The organism is Salinifilum aidingensis (genome assembly GCF_054782015.1).
On sequence record NZ_BAAGTH010000001.1, the window covers coordinates 461,940 to 477,896 of the forward strand.

General features: G+C 72.3%; 13 protein-coding genes. 3 read left to right on the plus strand and 10 right to left on the minus strand.

Annotated features, from left to right (window positions below):
* Window positions 1-29: 29 nt before the first annotated feature.
* The 4 genes from ACYVJE_RS02180 to ACYVJE_RS02195 are packed head-to-tail and all read right to left on the minus strand — an operon-like array spanning window position 30 to window position 4,736.
* Entirely contained in the window at window positions 30-650 is a 621-nt protein-coding gene (locus tag ACYVJE_RS02180; RefSeq protein WP_459158207.1) for a GTP-binding protein, read from the minus strand.
* Window positions 631-1,164 carry a DUF742 domain-containing protein gene (locus tag ACYVJE_RS02185; RefSeq protein WP_461143017.1) on the minus strand — a complete coding sequence of 178 codons (534 nt, stop codon included), beginning with the start codon at window positions 1,162-1,164 and terminating at the stop codon, window positions 631-633. The genes ACYVJE_RS02180 and ACYVJE_RS02185 overlap by 20 nt, the downstream gene beginning before the upstream one ends.
* Before the next feature lie 8 nt (window positions 1,165-1,172).
* A complete protein-coding gene (locus ACYVJE_RS02190) occupies window positions 1,173-1,613 on the minus strand; it encodes a roadblock/LC7 domain-containing protein (protein ID WP_459158205.1) in 441 nt (146 codons plus the stop codon).
* Between the two features lie 36 nt (window positions 1,614-1,649).
* Window positions 1,650-4,736, minus strand: a complete 3,087-nt coding sequence (locus tag ACYVJE_RS02195) for a sensor histidine kinase (RefSeq protein WP_461143018.1) — start codon at window positions 4,734-4,736, stop codon at window positions 1,650-1,652.
* A gap of 868 nt (window positions 4,737-5,604) precedes the next feature.
* On the opposite strand from ACYVJE_RS02195, the gene ACYVJE_RS02200 reads away from it, so the two are divergent.
* Window positions 5,605-6,012, plus strand: a complete 408-nt coding sequence (locus ACYVJE_RS02200; RefSeq protein WP_461143019.1) for a DUF485 domain-containing protein — start codon at window positions 5,605-5,607, stop codon at window positions 6,010-6,012.
* A gap of 5 nt (window positions 6,013-6,017) precedes the next feature.
* Entirely contained in the window at window positions 6,018-7,607 is a 1,590-nt protein-coding gene (locus tag ACYVJE_RS02205) for a solute symporter family protein (protein ID WP_461143020.1), read from the plus strand.
* A gap of 61 nt (window positions 7,608-7,668) precedes the next feature.
* Here ACYVJE_RS02205 and ACYVJE_RS02210 read toward each other — a convergent pair whose 3' ends face one another.
* Window positions 7,669-9,324 (minus strand): FAD-binding dehydrogenase, encoded by a 1,656-nt coding sequence (locus ACYVJE_RS02210; RefSeq protein WP_461143021.1) that lies wholly within the window; start codon window positions 9,322-9,324, stop codon window positions 7,669-7,671.
* A 360-nt stretch (window positions 9,325-9,684) separates the two neighbouring features.
* On the opposite strand from ACYVJE_RS02210, the gene ACYVJE_RS02215 reads away from it, so the two are divergent.
* Complete coding sequence (locus ACYVJE_RS02215) at window positions 9,685-10,134, plus strand: peptidase inhibitor family I36 protein (protein WP_461143022.1); 450 nt, start codon at window positions 9,685-9,687, stop codon at window positions 10,132-10,134.
* Window positions 10,135-10,137: 3 nt separating this feature from the next.
* On the opposite strand, the gene ACYVJE_RS02220 is transcribed toward ACYVJE_RS02215, so the two are convergent.
* The 5 genes from ACYVJE_RS02220 to ACYVJE_RS02240 form a co-directional block, all read right to left on the minus strand.
* A complete protein-coding gene (locus ACYVJE_RS02220; RefSeq protein WP_461143153.1) occupies window positions 10,138-11,382 on the minus strand; it encodes a glycosyltransferase family 4 protein in 1,245 nt (414 codons plus the stop codon).
* A gap of 5 nt (window positions 11,383-11,387) precedes the next feature.
* A complete protein-coding gene (locus ACYVJE_RS02225) occupies window positions 11,388-12,281 on the minus strand; it encodes an alpha/beta fold hydrolase (protein WP_461143023.1) in 894 nt (297 codons plus the stop codon).
* A gap of 3 nt (window positions 12,282-12,284) precedes the next feature.
* The gene (locus tag ACYVJE_RS02230) at window positions 12,285-13,517 is read right to left on the minus strand and encodes a glycosyltransferase (RefSeq protein WP_459158197.1); all 1,233 of its coding nucleotides are present in this window, start codon (window positions 13,515-13,517) and stop codon (window positions 12,285-12,287) included.
* The gene (locus tag ACYVJE_RS02235; protein WP_461143024.1) at window positions 13,514-14,458 is read right to left on the minus strand and encodes a DMT family transporter; all 945 of its coding nucleotides are present in this window, start codon (window positions 14,456-14,458) and stop codon (window positions 13,514-13,516) included. Before ACYVJE_RS02235 ends, ACYVJE_RS02230 begins: the two co-directional genes overlap by 4 nt.
* A 476-nt stretch (window positions 14,459-14,934) precedes the next feature.
* Entirely contained in the window at window positions 14,935-15,723 is a 789-nt protein-coding gene (locus tag ACYVJE_RS02240) for a GH25 family lysozyme (RefSeq protein WP_461143025.1), read from the minus strand.
* Window positions 15,724-15,957 lie beyond the last annotated feature (234 nt).

The following is a 15,957-nucleotide window of genomic DNA, read 5'->3' on the forward strand; positions in this document are numbered from 1 at the left end:
CGCGGTTTCCCGCGCGCACGAGGAGGCGGTCACTGCATCTTCGCGGTCCACTTGCGCATGGCGTGCTGCACGAGCGTGATCAGCGACTGCTTCGTCGATTCCCGGTCGCGCGCGTCGCACGGGCCGATCGGCACGTCCGGGCCGATGGCCATCGCCTCGCGGACCTGCTCGATGGAGTGCAGCAGCTGACCGTCGAAGCAGTTCACCCCGACCAGGTAGGGCAGCCCGCGGTCCTCGAAGAAGTCCACCGCCGAGAAGGAGTCGGCCAGCCGGCGCGTGTCGACCAGCACCACGGCGCCGATCGCACCGCGGACGAGGTCGTCCCACATGAACCAGAACCGCTGCTGGCCGGGCGTGCCGAACAGGTACAGGATGAGGTCGCGGTCCAGCGAGATCCGACCGAAGTCCATCGCCACCGTGGTCGTGCCCTTCAGCGGCGTGGCCGCCAAGTCGTCGACGCCCTGGCTGGCTTCGGTCATGACCGCTTCGGTCGTCAGCGGGACGATCTCGGAGACGGATCCGACGAACGTCGTCTTGCCCACGCCGAAGCCACCGGCGACGACGATCTTCGCGGACGTGGTGGCACCCTGGCTCGCCTGCTGCGGGGCAACATTGGCTGCCTGGGGCGTTTTAGAGCCGACGGAGTCCACTCAAAACCCTTTCCATCAACATCATGTGTGGTGCACTGCCGCTGTCGCTCACCGTGTGGTGCACCGTGACCAACCCCAGTTCGGCCATGTCGGCCAGGAGCACGCGCGCCACCCCGATCGGAACGGACAGCAGCGCTCCGACTTCGGCCACCGAACGGGGATGCCGGCACAGCTCCGCGATCGACTGGTGCTCGACGCGCACCTCGGCCGAAGGCCGGTAGGCGTCGCTCGTGGACACCAGGGTTTCCAGCTCCAGCTGCACGTTCGTCCTCGTGCGGCCGCCGGTCCAGGTGTAGGAGCGCACGCTGGAGGCCGCCGGTGCCTCCTCCTCCGACGGTTCCTGCTCCTCCTGCTGCACACCCCCCGGGCTCTGCTGCTCCACCTCGTCGGTCGAGTCCCGCCGGCGCCGCCGCCCCCGGCGCTGGTTGTCGAGAGTCATGCTGTCCATGACGCGGGCGAAGCCGTCGTCGGAGTCGGACCGATCCGAGTCGTCGGCGCTGTTGCCTCTGCGCATTCGGAACCTCACACCAGTTGGCCGGAGAATCTGTTCGCGGAGTTCTGCAGGTGCGACCGGATTTCCGGAGTGAGCAACTGCCCGACCCGTTCGACGAGCATGGTCATCTCGTAGGCCACCAGGCCCATGTCGCAGTTGGGCGAGGCCAGCACCGTCAGGCACGAGCCGTCGCTGATGCCCATCTGCAGCAACGTCCCCTGGTCCATCTCGACGACCGTCTGCACGACCTGGCCGGCTTCGAAGCACTTGGCCGAGCCCTGCGTCAGGCTCAACAACCCCGAAGCGACAGCGGCGAGCTGGTCGGCGCGATCGCGCGGCAGGGTCGCCGAGGACGTCAGCAACAACCCGTCCGCCGACACGACGATCGCGTGCGCCACGCCGGCCACGCGCTCGGTGAAATCGGTGATCAGCCAGCCGAACCTGCGCGAAATCGTCTCCTGGGCCGTCATGAAACCCTCCTGTCGTTGCTGCCGGTACCGCCCGATTCAGCTCTCGCCGCCTGCCCGGTGCCGGCCGCTGCGCACCCCGCTCTGGAAGCTCGACAGCCGGCTTCGGAGCTGTTCCGCGTCGCGCTGCTGCGGCGCGGACTCCTGCTCATCGGACGCCTGCTGCTGGTTGCCGTCCTGCGCACTGCCGGGGACGAGGTGCGCCTTGGGCGTCCGCCGCGGCAATCCAGCCTGGGTGTACGACGAGGGCTCCGGGTTAACGGCCGCCTCCGCGGCACGTTGCGCCTCGTCCAGCGAGGACAGGCCCCATTCGGCATCGTTCGCCGCCGCGTCCGCGGCGTCGTCCGCCGTCCCGGCGCGACCGGAGCTGGCGGGCTGCCCGCCGTTGCCGTTGTCCCGTCCGGTCCGCGCGCGCCCGAACTTGACGCCGTTGTGCAGGTCGGCGATCTGCCGGCTCACCTCACCGGCACTGCGCGCGGCCTCGTCGCCGGGCGCGTCCTGCCACGACGCGTCCGCGGGCGCGTCGTCCGGAGCTGCGGGCCAGTCGCTCTCGTCGGGCCAGGCGAACTCCTCACCCGCGGGTTCCTGCTCCGCCTGCTCCCGCCGGTTCTGGAAGTACGGGTTCTCGCTCGCCGGTTGGAACCATTCGGTCGATACCTCAGGAATTGCTCCGCCCTCCCCCTGTGCGGCCGCGTTCCGCGAACGGGCCGACCGAGGCGTGCGCTGCGGCAACTCCGGCCCGTCCGACCAGGTGCTCGTCGCAGCCGAGCCTACCGCGCCCGCGTTCTGGGAGGAGTCCAGCGGCGCATCGAACAGCCGGCCCGTCGTCTCCTCGGGCGTCTGCTCCGCACTCTCGAACGAGGTGTCCGTTGTGGACGATTCGGGGGGCTGCCCCGCCGTCCCGGACTCCGGCGCTCCCGTCGGCCCCGCCGGCGTGCGCTGCGGCAGCTGCGGGGGTGCGGCCGGAGCGTCACCGGCCGGCCCCGGCCCCACGGGCGGCAGCCCGGGGCTCTGCTCCGCCGGCGCCTCGGGGGGCGGGGGGAACGCGCTGCCGTTGTTCGGACCGCCCGCCGGTGCCTCCGCGGAGGGTCCCGCGTCCAGCGGCGTGCCGGGCAGTCCCGAGCTCGACAGGGTCGGCGTGTGCCCGTTGCGCTGCCCCGGGGGCGTGGCCGGGGCGGGCGGTGTCCAGGCGCTCGCGGAATCACCGGTGACCACGTTCTCGGCCGGCACGGTGACCATCGCGCGCAGGCCCTCCACCCCGTCGCCGCCGTGCAGCTGCACGGTGATGCCGTGCCGCGCGGCGAGCCGGCCCGCGACGAACAGCCCCATGCGCCGGGAGCTGGCCAGATCGCCCTCGTCGACCTGCGCGAGGCGCTCGTTCGCCCGGGCGATCTCCTCGTCGCTCATCCCGACGCCCGCGTCGAGGACGTCGACGACGACCGCGCCCTCCCCGGTCTGGTAGCCGGCGACGCTGACCGTCGTGTCCGGGGCGGAGAAGCCGGTCGCGTTGTCCAGCAGCTCGGCGAACAGCCGCACCAGGTCACTGGCGACGTGGCCGCGCAGTTCCACCGACGGCGCCGGCTGCAGCACCACGCGCGGGTACTGCTCGATCTCCGAGGTGGCCGCCCGCAGGACCTGCGTGATGTCGGTGGGCTGGGTGAACCGGCGCACCAGGTCGCTGCCGGACAGCACCATGAGGTTCTCGTTGTTCCGGCGCATCCGGGTCGCCAGGTGGTCCAGCTGGAACAGGCGGGCCAGCTGGTCCGGGTCCTCCTCGTCCTGCTCGAGCTCCTCGAACAGGCGCAGCTGCCGCTCCAGCAGCGACTGGCTCCGGCGGGAGACGCTGACGAACGCCTCGTTGAACCCGCGCCGCAACGTGGCCTGCTCGATGGCCAGGCGCAGCGCCTGCTGGTTCACCTCGTCGAAGGCGCGCGCGACCTGGCCGACCTCGTCGGAGGTGCTCACCGGCAGCGGTTCGAGCTGGACGGCCCTGCGGTCGCCCTCGCGGATGCTGCGCACCGCGTCCGGCAGCTCCTCCTCCGCGGCGTCGAGCGCGCCGCGGCGGAGCCGGCGCAGCGACCGCAGCAGCTGGCGCGTGATCACGGTGATCAGCCAGGAGGCCACGATCAGCGCGGTCAGCAGCCCCACGGAGATCCAGCCGGCGCGGTCGCTGGCCTGGCCCTGCAGCTGCTCAGCGGTGGAGCGGACGCTGCCGGCCAGTTCGTTGTGACCGTCGGCGATGAGCCGGATCGAGTCGTCGGAGCGCTGGTTCCACTGCCCGGTGTCGACCGAGTAGGAGCCGGTGTACTCGTCGTCGACGCTCTCGGCGACGATCATCATCAGCATCTGGTTGCGCTGGCTGATCTCCGGCGCGTTCACCGTGGTCTGCAACCGGCTCTGCCAGTGCGGGGCGACGGTGGCGCCGGCTTCCTCGATCTTGTTGAGCAGGCGGGCGCGCGAGCCCTGCAGCTCCTGCAGCGCGCGCTGGCTGAGCTGGCCCTCGCCGAGCCCGGTCAGCGCCCACACCTGCTGCAGCCGGACCTCCTCCATCATGACCAGCAGGTCCTGCAGCGCTGAGGCGTGGCTGGACAGGCGCTCGTCGGCGACGGTGCTGGCCAGTGCCCGGTCCATGGACAGCACCGAGGTGACGACCGCGCTGTAGCCGTCGATGGCCTGGTCGGGGCTGATCGCCCCGCTGCGCACCCGTTCGCGCAACCCCTGCAGCTGCCCGAGCGCCTTGTCCATGTCGGAGTAGCGGGCGGAGACGATGGCGCCGAACTCGCCGGGTGAGTCGAAGAACGCGCGCAGCCGGCCGAGCGCCTCGTCCGCGGCGCGGGCGTCGGCGCGGACCTGCTGCTGCCCCGCATCACCGGTGAGGTGCTGCACGGTGCTGGTGCGCTCGTCCTGCAACCGGTTGAGCAGCGGTTCGACCCGGTCCTGCGCGTCGAGGGCGCGTTCGACGCGCGCGTACTCGTCGGCGCTCTCGACCTGGCTCCGGATCTGGTTGACGCCGAGGGCGACGGCGAAGATCACGGGGATGAGCATGACCGCGCCGAGCTTCGCGGCGAGCGGCCAGTCCTGCCACCGGAGCAGTCTTTGGCGTCGCGTCTCGCTGTCGGTGTTCACCGCACTCCTCCCGCGGGGACGGGTGCCGACGCGCGCGCGGTCGCTCGGGGACGTCCGCAGCAGGTCGGGGCTGCTGCGGCGCATAACATGGGTGAACGGCGCATGCGTGCGATCCCGCAATCGTCGTCTCGGGGTGTCGGTCTGCCTGGGTCGGCCGGCCGGGGGCTTCCCGACCGCTCCGGCCGCACCGCGTCCTCTTCGGACTCGGGGCGTTGCGTTGGAAAACCGCCTGCGTGTACCGGGTGTTCGGTTGTGGGGCTCACCGCGGCGAACCGGCCGGCCACGGGGCGCGCCCGCCACGGGTTGATCAGCGTACGCCATCGCGGTCCGGCGGGACGTGCAGGCGTCGGTGCCCGCTCACCCGCGGCGTTCCCGCAGCGCGTGCGTCGACCTCTCGTGCTTCGCGCGCTCCCGCCCCCTCCGCGCACCGGGCTCGCCCGCTCAGCGGAAGGTTGTCGCCCCCTGGCGCGAGGGCCGGGCGGAAGCACTATAACCGCCGCCGCTCGCATTGTGAGGGGGTGATTTCCCCTTTCCACACGGCACAGCGAAACGCATCACGCTACGTATTCGCACCCCGCCCCGGCGCACGGGAATTCTTCACCTGATCGTTGATCAGACAACACTGCGCGACCAGCGCATTCGGCGCGCGAGCGCCCGGCCGCGTCGCGAATGTCCGCTCCACCCGGGCTGACCTGGTGATACCGCTGAGTAACCAAGATCGACCCGTAGCGCGATCGTAACCCGCGCGGGGTTGCGCGGACGAATCCGAATCGATCTACACATCGAGCCCCCCACCCCTGCCGCCGCGCTCCGCGCGCCGCGTAGGCTCCGCTGATGCCGCCCAAGCGCACGTCGACGAGGAAGGACCATGAGCAACGCGACGGAGTCCGCGCTGCGGGCCCGCTCTCGGACCGCCACCCCCGGCACGACCTTCGGCGGAATCGACAAGAGCGCGGTTCGCCCCAGCCGTGAGAAACCCGATTCCCAGACCATCCAAGCCAGCCCGGAATTCCGGGAGCTGCGCCGCCGCTTGAATTGGTTCGTGTTTCCGATGACCGCGTTTTTCCTCGTCTGGTACATCGGTTTCGTCGTCCTCGCGGCCTACTTCCACGACTTCATGGCGCAGCCCGTTCTCGGCGAGGTCAACGTGGGCCTGCTGCTCGGGCTGGCCCAGTTCGCGACCACCGTGGGCATCACCATGCTGTACGCGCGGTTCGCCCGGAAGCGGATCGACCCCCGGGTGGACGAACTCCGACGCGAAACCAGGGGTGAGTGACCGCGATGAACCACGTGTCAGCCGCGGGCAGCGGCATCCCCACGGACCACGGCTTCATCAACATCGGCATCTTCACCGTGTTCGTCGCGATCACGCTGTTCATCGTCTACCGGGTCAGCAGCACCCGCACCTCCAGCGAGTACTTCGCCGCAGGGGGGTCGTTCACCGGTGCGCAGAACGGGATCGCGCTGTCCGGCGACTTCCTCTCGGCCGCATCGTTCCTCGGCATCGCCGGCGCCATCGCGGTGCACGGCTACGACGGGTTCCTGTACTCCATCGGGTTCCTCGTCGCCTGGCTGATGAACCTGCTGCTCGTCGCCGAGAGGCTGCGCAACACGGGCCGATTCACGATGGGCGACGTGCTCAGCTACCGGATGCGGCAGCGCCCCGTCCGCGCGGCGGCCTCGATCTCGACGATCACGATCACCTGCGTCTACATGATCGCGCAGATGGCCGGCGCCGGCGGTCTCGTCGCGCTGCTGCTGGACGTGCACAGCAGCGGCGGGCAGGCCCTCGTCATCGCCGTCGTCGGCGTGGTCATGCTGCTGTACGTGCTCATCGGCGGCATGAAGGGCACCACCTGGGTGCAGATCATCAAGGCCGTCCTGCTGCTGCTCGCCGTCGCGGTGATCACCGTGTTCCTGCTCGGCAAGTTCGGCTACAACATCAACGACCTGATGACGCAGGCCGCGGCCAACAACCCGAACGGCCGCGAGATATTCGCCCCGGGCGTGCAGTACGGCGAGAGCGCGCTGACGAAGCTGGACTTCGTCTCGCTGGCGCTGGCACTGGTGCTCGGCGTCGCCGGCCTGCCGCACGTGCTCATGCGCTTCTACACGGTGCCGGACGCCCGCGAGGCGCGCCGCTCGGTCATCTGGGCCACGTGGTCCATGTCCGGCTTCTACGTGTGCACGTTGATCATCGGGTTCGGCGCCGCCGCCCTGGTCGGCACCGAGACGATCCTGGCCGCGCCGAGCGGTGAGAACGCGGCCGCGCCGCTGCTGGCCTACCAGATCGGCGGCACCGTCCTGCTCGGCATCGTCTCGGCCGTCGCCTTCGCGACGATCCTGGCGGTCGTCGCCGGTCTGACGCTGACCGCCTCGGCCTCGTTCGCGCACGACTTCTACGCCAACGTGCTGCGCGAGGAGGAGGACGAGACGCAGGACACGGTGCGGATCGCACGCATCGCCGCGCTCGTCATCGGCGGCGTGTCGATCCTCGGCGGGATCCTCTTCCGCGAGCAGAACGTCGCGTTCCTGGTGAGCCTGGCCTTCGCCTTCGCGGCCTCGGCGAACCTGTCCACGCTGCTGTACACGCTGTTCTGGCCGCGGTTCAACACCGCGGGCACGCTGTGGGGCATGTACGGCGGGCTGGGCTCGTGCCTGCTGCTCGTGCTGTTCTCCCCGGTCGTGTCCGGTGCACCGGACGCGATCCTGCCGAACATCGACTTCGCCCTGTTCCCGCTGAAGAACCCGGGCATCGTGTCGATCCCGGTGTCGTTCCTCTGCGGTGCCGTCGGCACGTTCTTCGGTGGCTCGGGCAGCGCCCGGCGCCAGGCGCGCATGGAGGTCCGGTCGCTCACCGGCATCCGGTGAGCGCGCCGCTGCTGCTCCCCGGCTCCCCGTCCGATCCCGGGCGGGGAGCCGAGGAGCGGCCTCAGCGCACGAGGTTCGCCAGGGCCCGGCCCGCCTCGCGCCCGGAGAACAGGCACCCGCCGAGGAAGGTGCCCTCCAGGGCGCGGTAGCCGTGCATGCCGCCGCCGCCGAACCCGGCGGCCTCACCGGCCGCGTAGAGGCCGGGAACCGGTGTGCCCTCGGCGGTGAGCGCGCGTCCGGTCAGGTCGGTGGTGATGCCGCCGAGGGTCTTGCGGGTGAGGACCGAGAGGCGCACGGCGATGAGCGGCCCGGCCGCCGGGTCGAGGAGGCGGTGCGGTTCGGCCACGCGCACGAGCCGGTCGACGCGGTACTGCCGCGCGTGCCGGATGGCCTCGACCTGGTGGTCCTTGCCGAGGCCGGTGCCGATCTGCCGGTCCCGCGCGGTGACTTCGCCCTCGACGGTGCGCGGGTCGATCAGCTCCGCACCGGTGAGCTCGTTCATCCCCTGCACGAGCGAGCGCAGGTCGCGGCGCGCGACGAAATCCGCGCCGCGGCGCGCGAACTCGGCCACGGGCCCGGGGGTCGAACCACCGCCGCGGCGCAGCAGGCCGGCGATGCTGCGCCCGGTGAGGTCGGGGTTCTGCTCCGAGCCGGAGAGCGCGAACTCGCGGCCGATGATCCGCCGGTTGAGCACGAACCAGGTGTGCTCGTACCCGGTCCGGCCGATGTGCTGCAGGGTCGCCCGGGTGTCGAACCCCGGCAGGTTCGGCGAGGGCAGCCGGTGGCCGCGCGCGTCGAGCCACAGCGGGGACGGGCCGGGCAGGATGCGGATGCCGTGCTCGGACCAGACCGGGCTGTGGTTGCGGACGCCCTCGGTGTAGTGCCACATCCGGTCCTGGTTGATCAGCTGCGCACCGGCGCGCTCGACGAGAGGCAGCATGCTGCCGTCGGTGGAGTCGGGCACTCCGGAGAGCATCCGGGACGGCGGAGCGCCGAGGTCGGCGGGCCAGTTGCGCCGCACGAGCTCGTGGTTGGCGCCGATGCCGCCGGAGGTGACCAGCACCGCCTGGGCGCGCAGCTCGAACGCGTCGACGGCGGTGCGGGAGCTGGGTTCGCCGCGGGCGGCCGAGCTGGGTTCGAGCACGTCGCCGCGCGCACCGGCGACGGCGCCCTGCTCGGTGAGCAGCTCCTGCACGCGGTGCCGGAACAGCAGCCGCAGCCGGCCCCGCTCCTCCGCCTGCCGCACGCGGCGCAGGAACGGCTCCAGCACCCCCGGACCGGTGCCCCAGGTGATGTGGAAGCGCGGCACGGAGTTGCCGTGGCCCGAGGCCAGGCCCCCGCCGCGCTCGGCCCACTGCACCAGCGGGAACCAGCGGATGCCGAGCGAGCGCAGCCAGGAGCGCTTCTCCTCCGCGGCGAAGTCGACGTAGGCGTGGGCCCACTTGCGCGGCCAGTGGTCCTCCTCCCGGTCGAACCCGGCCGTTCCGAGCCAGTCGGACAGCGCGAGGGCGCGCGAGTCGCGCACGCCGAGGCGCCGCTGCTCGGGCGAGTCGACGAGGAACAGGCCGCCGAACGACCAGTGGGCCTGCCCGCCGAGCGAGGCCTCGGGTTCCTGGTCGACGACGGTCACGTGCCGGCCCGCGTCGACGAGTTCCGCGGCGGCGACGAGGCCGGCGAGCCCGGCTCCCACCACGAGGACGTCCGTGTCGGGTCGCATCCACTGCTCCTTCGCGTCGCGGGCGGGGCGCGGGGCCGCCCCCGGGCCGGTCTCCCTCGGCGCCGGTCTCCCTCAGCGCAGGTCTGCACCCGGTCGGGTCTCCCCGGGCCGGGGCCTGTATATCGCATTCGGAGGTGCGCGGACAGGGTTCGACGGAAGCCGCCCGGTGTGTCGGGGGCCGGGACGGCCCCGGAGTGCTGCGGGGCGTTCGCTGCTGAACGGCCGCTGCAGCGGCGGGGAGGAACAGATCCACACGGTCGTGGTGTATCTGGGCGAAGTGCTGGAAATCCTGCTTCTCGTCCGGATTCTTGGGTGCGTCAGCGGTTTCCACCGAGATCCGAGGAGTTGAGGAGAATGCCCATGCTCGCCACGCCGCACCGCACCGCGCGCCCGTCCGCGCCGACCAGGGTGCTGTTCGCCGCGAGCCTGGCGGTGCTGTTCCTGCTGCCGATGTCGGCGAGCACGGACCGCACCGCCGCGGCCGAGCCCGCTGCCGCACCGGGCGCCGCGACGGCCCCGGCAACCGCGGGCAGCGCTGCGGCGGAGTGTCCTACCGGGACGTTCTGCACGTGGACGGAGGGCGCGTTCAGCGGCGGAGCCCAGCACGTGGACCTGGACGAGCACCCGTTGGAGGAGTGCATCACGCTGCCGGAGACGGCGCGGTCGTTCGCCAACAGCACCGACCGGCCGGTCACCGTGTACGCCGACGAGCACTGCGGCAGCGAGCTCAACTTCTCGACGTTCCCGCAGGGCTCCCAGGTTCCGGAGGCGGAGTACCCCGCGCGGGCGATCCAGGTGTGGCGGTACTGATCGTCAGGAGGTGCGCTGCGGCGCCCCGTGCAGCTCCCGCATCCCGTCCAGCAGCCGGCGTGCGGCTTCCTCCCAGGTGAACCGGTCGGCCTGCGCGCGCCCGCCGGCGCGCAGGGCCGAGCGCAGGGGTTCTTCGGCGGCGGCGCGCACCGCCCGGGCGAAGTCGGCCGGGTCCGCGGGGTCGAAGAACACCGCGTTCCCGCCGGTGACTTCGCCGAAGATCGCGAGATCGCTGCACACCACGGGGGTTCCCAGTTGCATGGCCTCGATGAGCGGCAGCCCGAAGCCCTCGTCCTTCGAGGCGGTGACCAGTGCTGCGGCGCGCAGCAGCAGGCGGCGGTAATCGGCGTCGCCGATGCCGCCCCGGAAGACGACGTCCGCGCCGGGCGGGAGGACCCGCCGCAGCTGCGCCTCCCGCCGCGGCGGGAGGCGACCGAGGAGGTGCAGCCGGTGCCCGGGCAGGTGCGCCATGCCGGCGAGGAGCGTCTCCACGTTCTTGTACGGCATGAACGAGCCCATGTACACGAGCTCGCGCGGGGCGGCAGCGCCGGCCCCGGTGCTGCCTGCGCCGTCCTCGCCCCGCTCCGTTCCGTCCTCTGCGGACTCAACGGGTTCCGCGGGTTCGTCGTCCTCGCCGGCCTCCGCAGGACCGCCGGACTTCGCGCAGCCTGCGGGCTCGCCGCCCTCGGGAGCCGCGGGGGGATCCCCGCCCGCTTCCGCGGCCAGCTCGGAACTGGGTGCGTTGTGGACGACGCGCACGGGGCGCCGCGTCAGGCGGTGCTGCTCGATCAGCCGCCGCGTCGTGTCGCTGACGGTGACCACCATGTCGGCGCGGTCGAGCAGCACGCGCTGCGGCCAGTAGGCGAGGTGGAACAGCCGCCACACCGCGCGCACGGGCAGCGGGAGGAAGCTGGGAGGGCTCGGATGCCGGTAGTAGATGAGGTCGTGCAGGGTGAGGACCAACCGGTACCTCCGCCGGAACCCGCCGATCACCTGCATCGGGCTGAACACGACGTCGGCGCCGAGCCGGTGCAGCGTGCGGGACAGCCACAGCTCCCGCGGCGACAGCGGGCTGTGCACCCGCACGTGGGGAACGTGCTGCGGCAGCAGCCGCAGCTGGCGCTCGTCGCAGACGAGCATGGTCACAGGGTGCAGCCGGTGCAGCGCGGCGATGAGGTTGGCGCCGTAGCGGCTGATCCCGTCGGGCGTGTCGGTCCGGGTCCACCGGGCGTCGACGACGATGCGCATCCCGCTCACGACGCCTCGCGGGGACGTTCGGTCGCGAGGAACCGCGCCGTGGCCCGGGCCGCGCGGTCGGGTGCCTCGTAGTGCACGAGGTGGCCGACGTTGCTGAGCACCACCAGCCGCGCGTCCTCGATGCGCGCCGCCGCGTCGCGCTGCCCGTCGAGCGGAGCGATGTCGTCGTCCTCCCCGGCCACGAGCAGCACGGGCACCCGCAGCGCCCCGGTGTGGTCGAGGACGGTGCTGCTGATCGAGGCCTGGTAGGTCTCACCGAGCACCGTCGGGCTGTGGAACCGGCTGAAGTACCGCAGGTGGTTGTCGTCGATGAACCGCCGCAGCTCGGGGTCCTTGCTCCGCGTCATCGCGCGGCTGGCGACGAGCACGGCGTAGCGGTTGCCCAGCCACGCCTTGCCCAGCCGCGCGGGCAGCACGCGCCCCAGCGCGTAGTAGCCGGAGGTCAGCGCCGACAGCACGCCCCGCGGTCCGCGCAGCGGCGGCGAGGTGATCGCGTTGACGAGCACGAGGCGGTGCACCCGTTCGGGGTGCCGGCCGGCCACGCACGCGGCGACGACCGAGCCGAATGAGTGCCCGACCAGCACCGCGGAACGGCCGCCGAGGTGGTCGATCAGCGCGCGCACCATCTCGGCGTAGCCGGGAACGTCGTGCCGCGACTGCGGGAACGGCGTGGATTCGCCGTAACCGGGTAAGTCCGGGATGACCACGCGGCGCGGCCGGTCGTCGGCGGCGAGCAGTTCCGCGGCGAGCAGTTCGAGCCCCTCGTGGGTGCCGCGCAGCCCGTGCACCATCACCACGGTCTCCGCGTCGGGCCGGTGCGTCGCTCCGTAGCTGAAGTAGTGCACCCGCGAGCCGGCGAGGGTCACCCCGTGCCGTTGCGGTGCTCCCATCGATCAACTCGCCAATTCGCTGCGTGCTTCACCCGTCTCCGAACTGCCGGCGGGGTGCGCGGCCCACCGGTAGATCGACTCGAACCGGCCGAGCACGGTGTTGATGTCGTGCTGGCTCACGATCCGCTCGCTGGCCTCGCCCATCCGGTCGATGGTCGCGCGGTCGCCGAGCACCGACTCGATGGCGCGGGCGAGCGCGTGCACGTCCCGCGGCGGGTACAACCACCCGTTCACCCCGGGGTCGACCAGGTGCGGCAGCGCCATCGCGTTGGCCAGCACCACGGGTGTGCGCGCGGACATGGCCTCCATCGTGGCCAGGCTCTGCAGCTCGGCGATGCTCGGCATGCAGAACAGGTCGGCCCGCGCGTAGGCGTCGAGCAGTTCCTCGTCGTCGACGTAGCCGGCGAAGCGCACCCGGTCGGCGATGCCGAGCTCGGCGGCCAGGCGTTCGAGCACGGGCCGGTGCGCCCCGTCCCCGATGATCTCCAGGCGGGTGCGGTGCGACAGGCGCAGCACGGACATGGCGCGCAGCAGCTCGTCGATGTGCTTCTCGTCGTCGATGCGGCCGACGAACAGCACGGTGCGCGGGTCCGGGTCGGGCTCGCGGTGCCGGTGCTCCACGGCCCGCGAGCTGTAGCGCTGGACATCGATGCCGCAGGACAGCGGCATGCTCTCGGACTCGTAGCCGTTGTCGTGCAGCAGCTGCACGGCCCGCGGCGTCGGTGCGGTGACCAGCTGCGTCTTGCTGTAGTGCTTGACGAGCTGCCGCCACAGCAGCCGCCCGGCCACGCCGTGCAGCACCCGCGGCATGCGCAGGTAGCCGAAGATGTTCTCCGGCATGAAGTGGTTCGTCGCGACCAGGCCGATCCCCGCGCGGCGGGCCGCGTTGATCAGGCCGCGGCCGATGAAGAAGTGCGACTGCACGTGGACGACGTCCGGCCGGATCTCCTCCAGCAGCCGCGCCGCGTGCCGGGTGGCCCGCCAGGGCAGGCAGAACCGCACGGTGGGGTGGAACGGCGAGCCGTACGAGGGCACCCGGTGCACGGTCACGCCGTCCTCGACGCGCGTGTGCGCCTGCCGGTCGCCCGAGTGGCAGATCACGTGCACCTCGTGACCCCGGGCGAGGAGGCCCCGCGCGAGGCGGTAGCCGAAGTTGGCGGCGCCGCTGACGTCGGGCGGGTACATCACCGCACCCACCACGATCCGCAGGGGGCCGTCGGTCGTTTGCGCAGTCAAGGGATATTCCTCCGAGAACGGTCTGCCGATCCGGGTGGTACCGCGGCGCCGGCGGCCGCCACCGCTTCCCGAGCGGGCGCGCGGCGCTGGTTGTCGGGGTGGTACCGGGCGAGCGCGAAGACCCCGACGCAGGCCACGGCCGCGCAGGCCACCTGCCCGACCGTGGTGGGGAACGCGATCCGGTCGGCCTCGCCGAGCAGGCCGAGGCCCATGCCGACCGCGACGATCGGGTCGATCACGGTCAGGCAGGCCACGACGAGGTCCGGCGACCCGCTGGCGTACCCGTGCTGGACCAGCCATCCCCCCACGAGCATGGCAGCGGCGACGCCGAACAGCGGGACGACGGGGATGTTCGCCGGGTCGAGCGCACCGAGCTGCTGGGTGATGCCGCGCATGAGCAGCGAGACGTAGCCGTAGGCCGCGGCGCCGGCTGCGGCGAACAGCACGCACCGCGTCCGCGAGCGGCTCAGCACGGCCGCCATGGCCAACGCGAGGATGGTGACCGCGGCGATCTGGGTGGCGGCCAGCTGGTGGTGCGGGGCCACCGGGGTGGGCGCCGCGGTGCGCGCGGCGAGGACGACGAACAGCCCCACACCCACCATCGCGGCGGCCACGGAGAGCAGCACGCTCAGGTTGAGCTCGCGCGTGCGGGTCCCCTGCTCCCGCAGGGTGAGCAGCACGGTGATCGGCAGCGCGATCACCCCCAGCGGCTGCACGACGCTGAGCGGGGCGAACCCGAGCGCGGTCACGTGCAGCCCGGCGCCGAGCCCGAGCACGAGCAGGCCCCCCAGCCAGCGCGGTTCGCCGAACAGGCGCGCCTGGTCGCGCAGCGAGAACCGGGCCCCGCCGGTCATCGCGTGCACGGCGCGGTGCTGCATGCGCGCGCCGAGGGCGTAGCCGCAGGCGCCGAGCGCGCCGAGCAGGACCGCCACCGCCGTCATCGGCGATCACGTCCCCTCGGGCACCGCGGCAGGCCCGCCCTCGCCGGGCGGGGCCGGCGCCCGCGGGAGGCGGGGACGCCTCCTCCCCGAGGTTGCGCACCGCGATCGGATGTGCGCTCTGCGCAGCGGTCCGGAACGGGCCGGGGCCGCCGGTGCGGCGGACGGGGATGCGCGGGCGCGTGCACGTGCTCGACTGTAGAGGAGTCGACCTTCCCGCCGGCGGCCCGCACGACGAGTGCGGGCTCACGCAGCGCCGATGTTCACCCGAACGCGCTCATATACCCAGCGCAGCGGCGCCCCGGCAAGGCCAGTGGAACGAGTCACCCGCGCGGCGGCCGGGCCCGGCGCGCACGTGCGCGCGCCCTCGTGCGCACTTTCGGCGCCGTCCCCGCGCGACGGGGCGGGAGGCCGGGGGCGCGGGGATCCCCGACCCCGGGCCGCTCACGACGTCGCCGGGACCGCCGCGCACGGCCCCGTCACGGGATGCGCAGCGTCTGCCCCACGTAGATCAAGTTCGGGTCGGAGATCCCGTTGAGCTGGGCGATCTCCCGCCAGTCCACGCCGAACTGCTCCCCGATCCCGGACAACGTGTCACCCGGCTGCACCACGTACGTGCGGTGCTGGGGCGGTTCCGGCGGCGGGGGCGGCGGAGCGGCGCCGGTCAGCGAGGCCAGGTCGACCATGCTCACGTTCAGGTCCGTGTTGCCCCCGATGCCGGGAACCTGCCCCTCGGAGGAGTGCTGGTGCAGCACCACCCGGTCGGTGTTGTACGCCGGTTCGCCCGGGGTGCGCCCGTAGTGCGCCACCCACAGGAACACCCCGCCGTCGACCCACGCGTCGGGGCCGAGCTTGTCGCTGAACCAGGACGAGGAGGCGTAGACGGTGATTTCGTGCCGCCCGACGCGGGAGCGCAAGGAGTCGATGAAGCCCTTGATCCAGGCCGCGAGGTCCCCGCCCTCGGTTTCCACGTCCAGGCACGGGGGGAGGTTGCCCTGCCCCGCCGAGTCCAGCCGCCCCAGTTGTTCGGCGAAGGTCGCCGCGTCGGCGTCCGGGCCGTTCGTGTCCGGCCGGGCGAAGTGGTACAGCCCGGTGACCATCCCCGCGCGCCGCGCACCGGCCAGTTGCGTGTCGAGGGTCGGGCTCACGTAGCCGACCCCTTCGGTGGCCTTGATGTAGGTGAACGCGTACCCGGCGCCGCGGACCGCGTTCCAGTCCGGTTCGCCCTGGTACCGCGCGACGTCGATCCCCGGAATGCGCTCGGCCATCGCTCGTACCCCCTCAGATGTGACGTGCCGTGATCACCGAACCTACCGGTGCTCCCCGCCCCGGCACGTCGACCATCCGAGGCACAAGTCGGCCCCGACGGGATGATCTCCGCGCGTCGCGCCCCACCGGGCACTCCCACCCCATCCGCGCACAGATGTGTCGGCGCGCTCGCGCCGCTCCGCAGCAGGGGGCACAGTGGCTCCCCCACCGATCCGATCGCGGTGGGAGGCCCT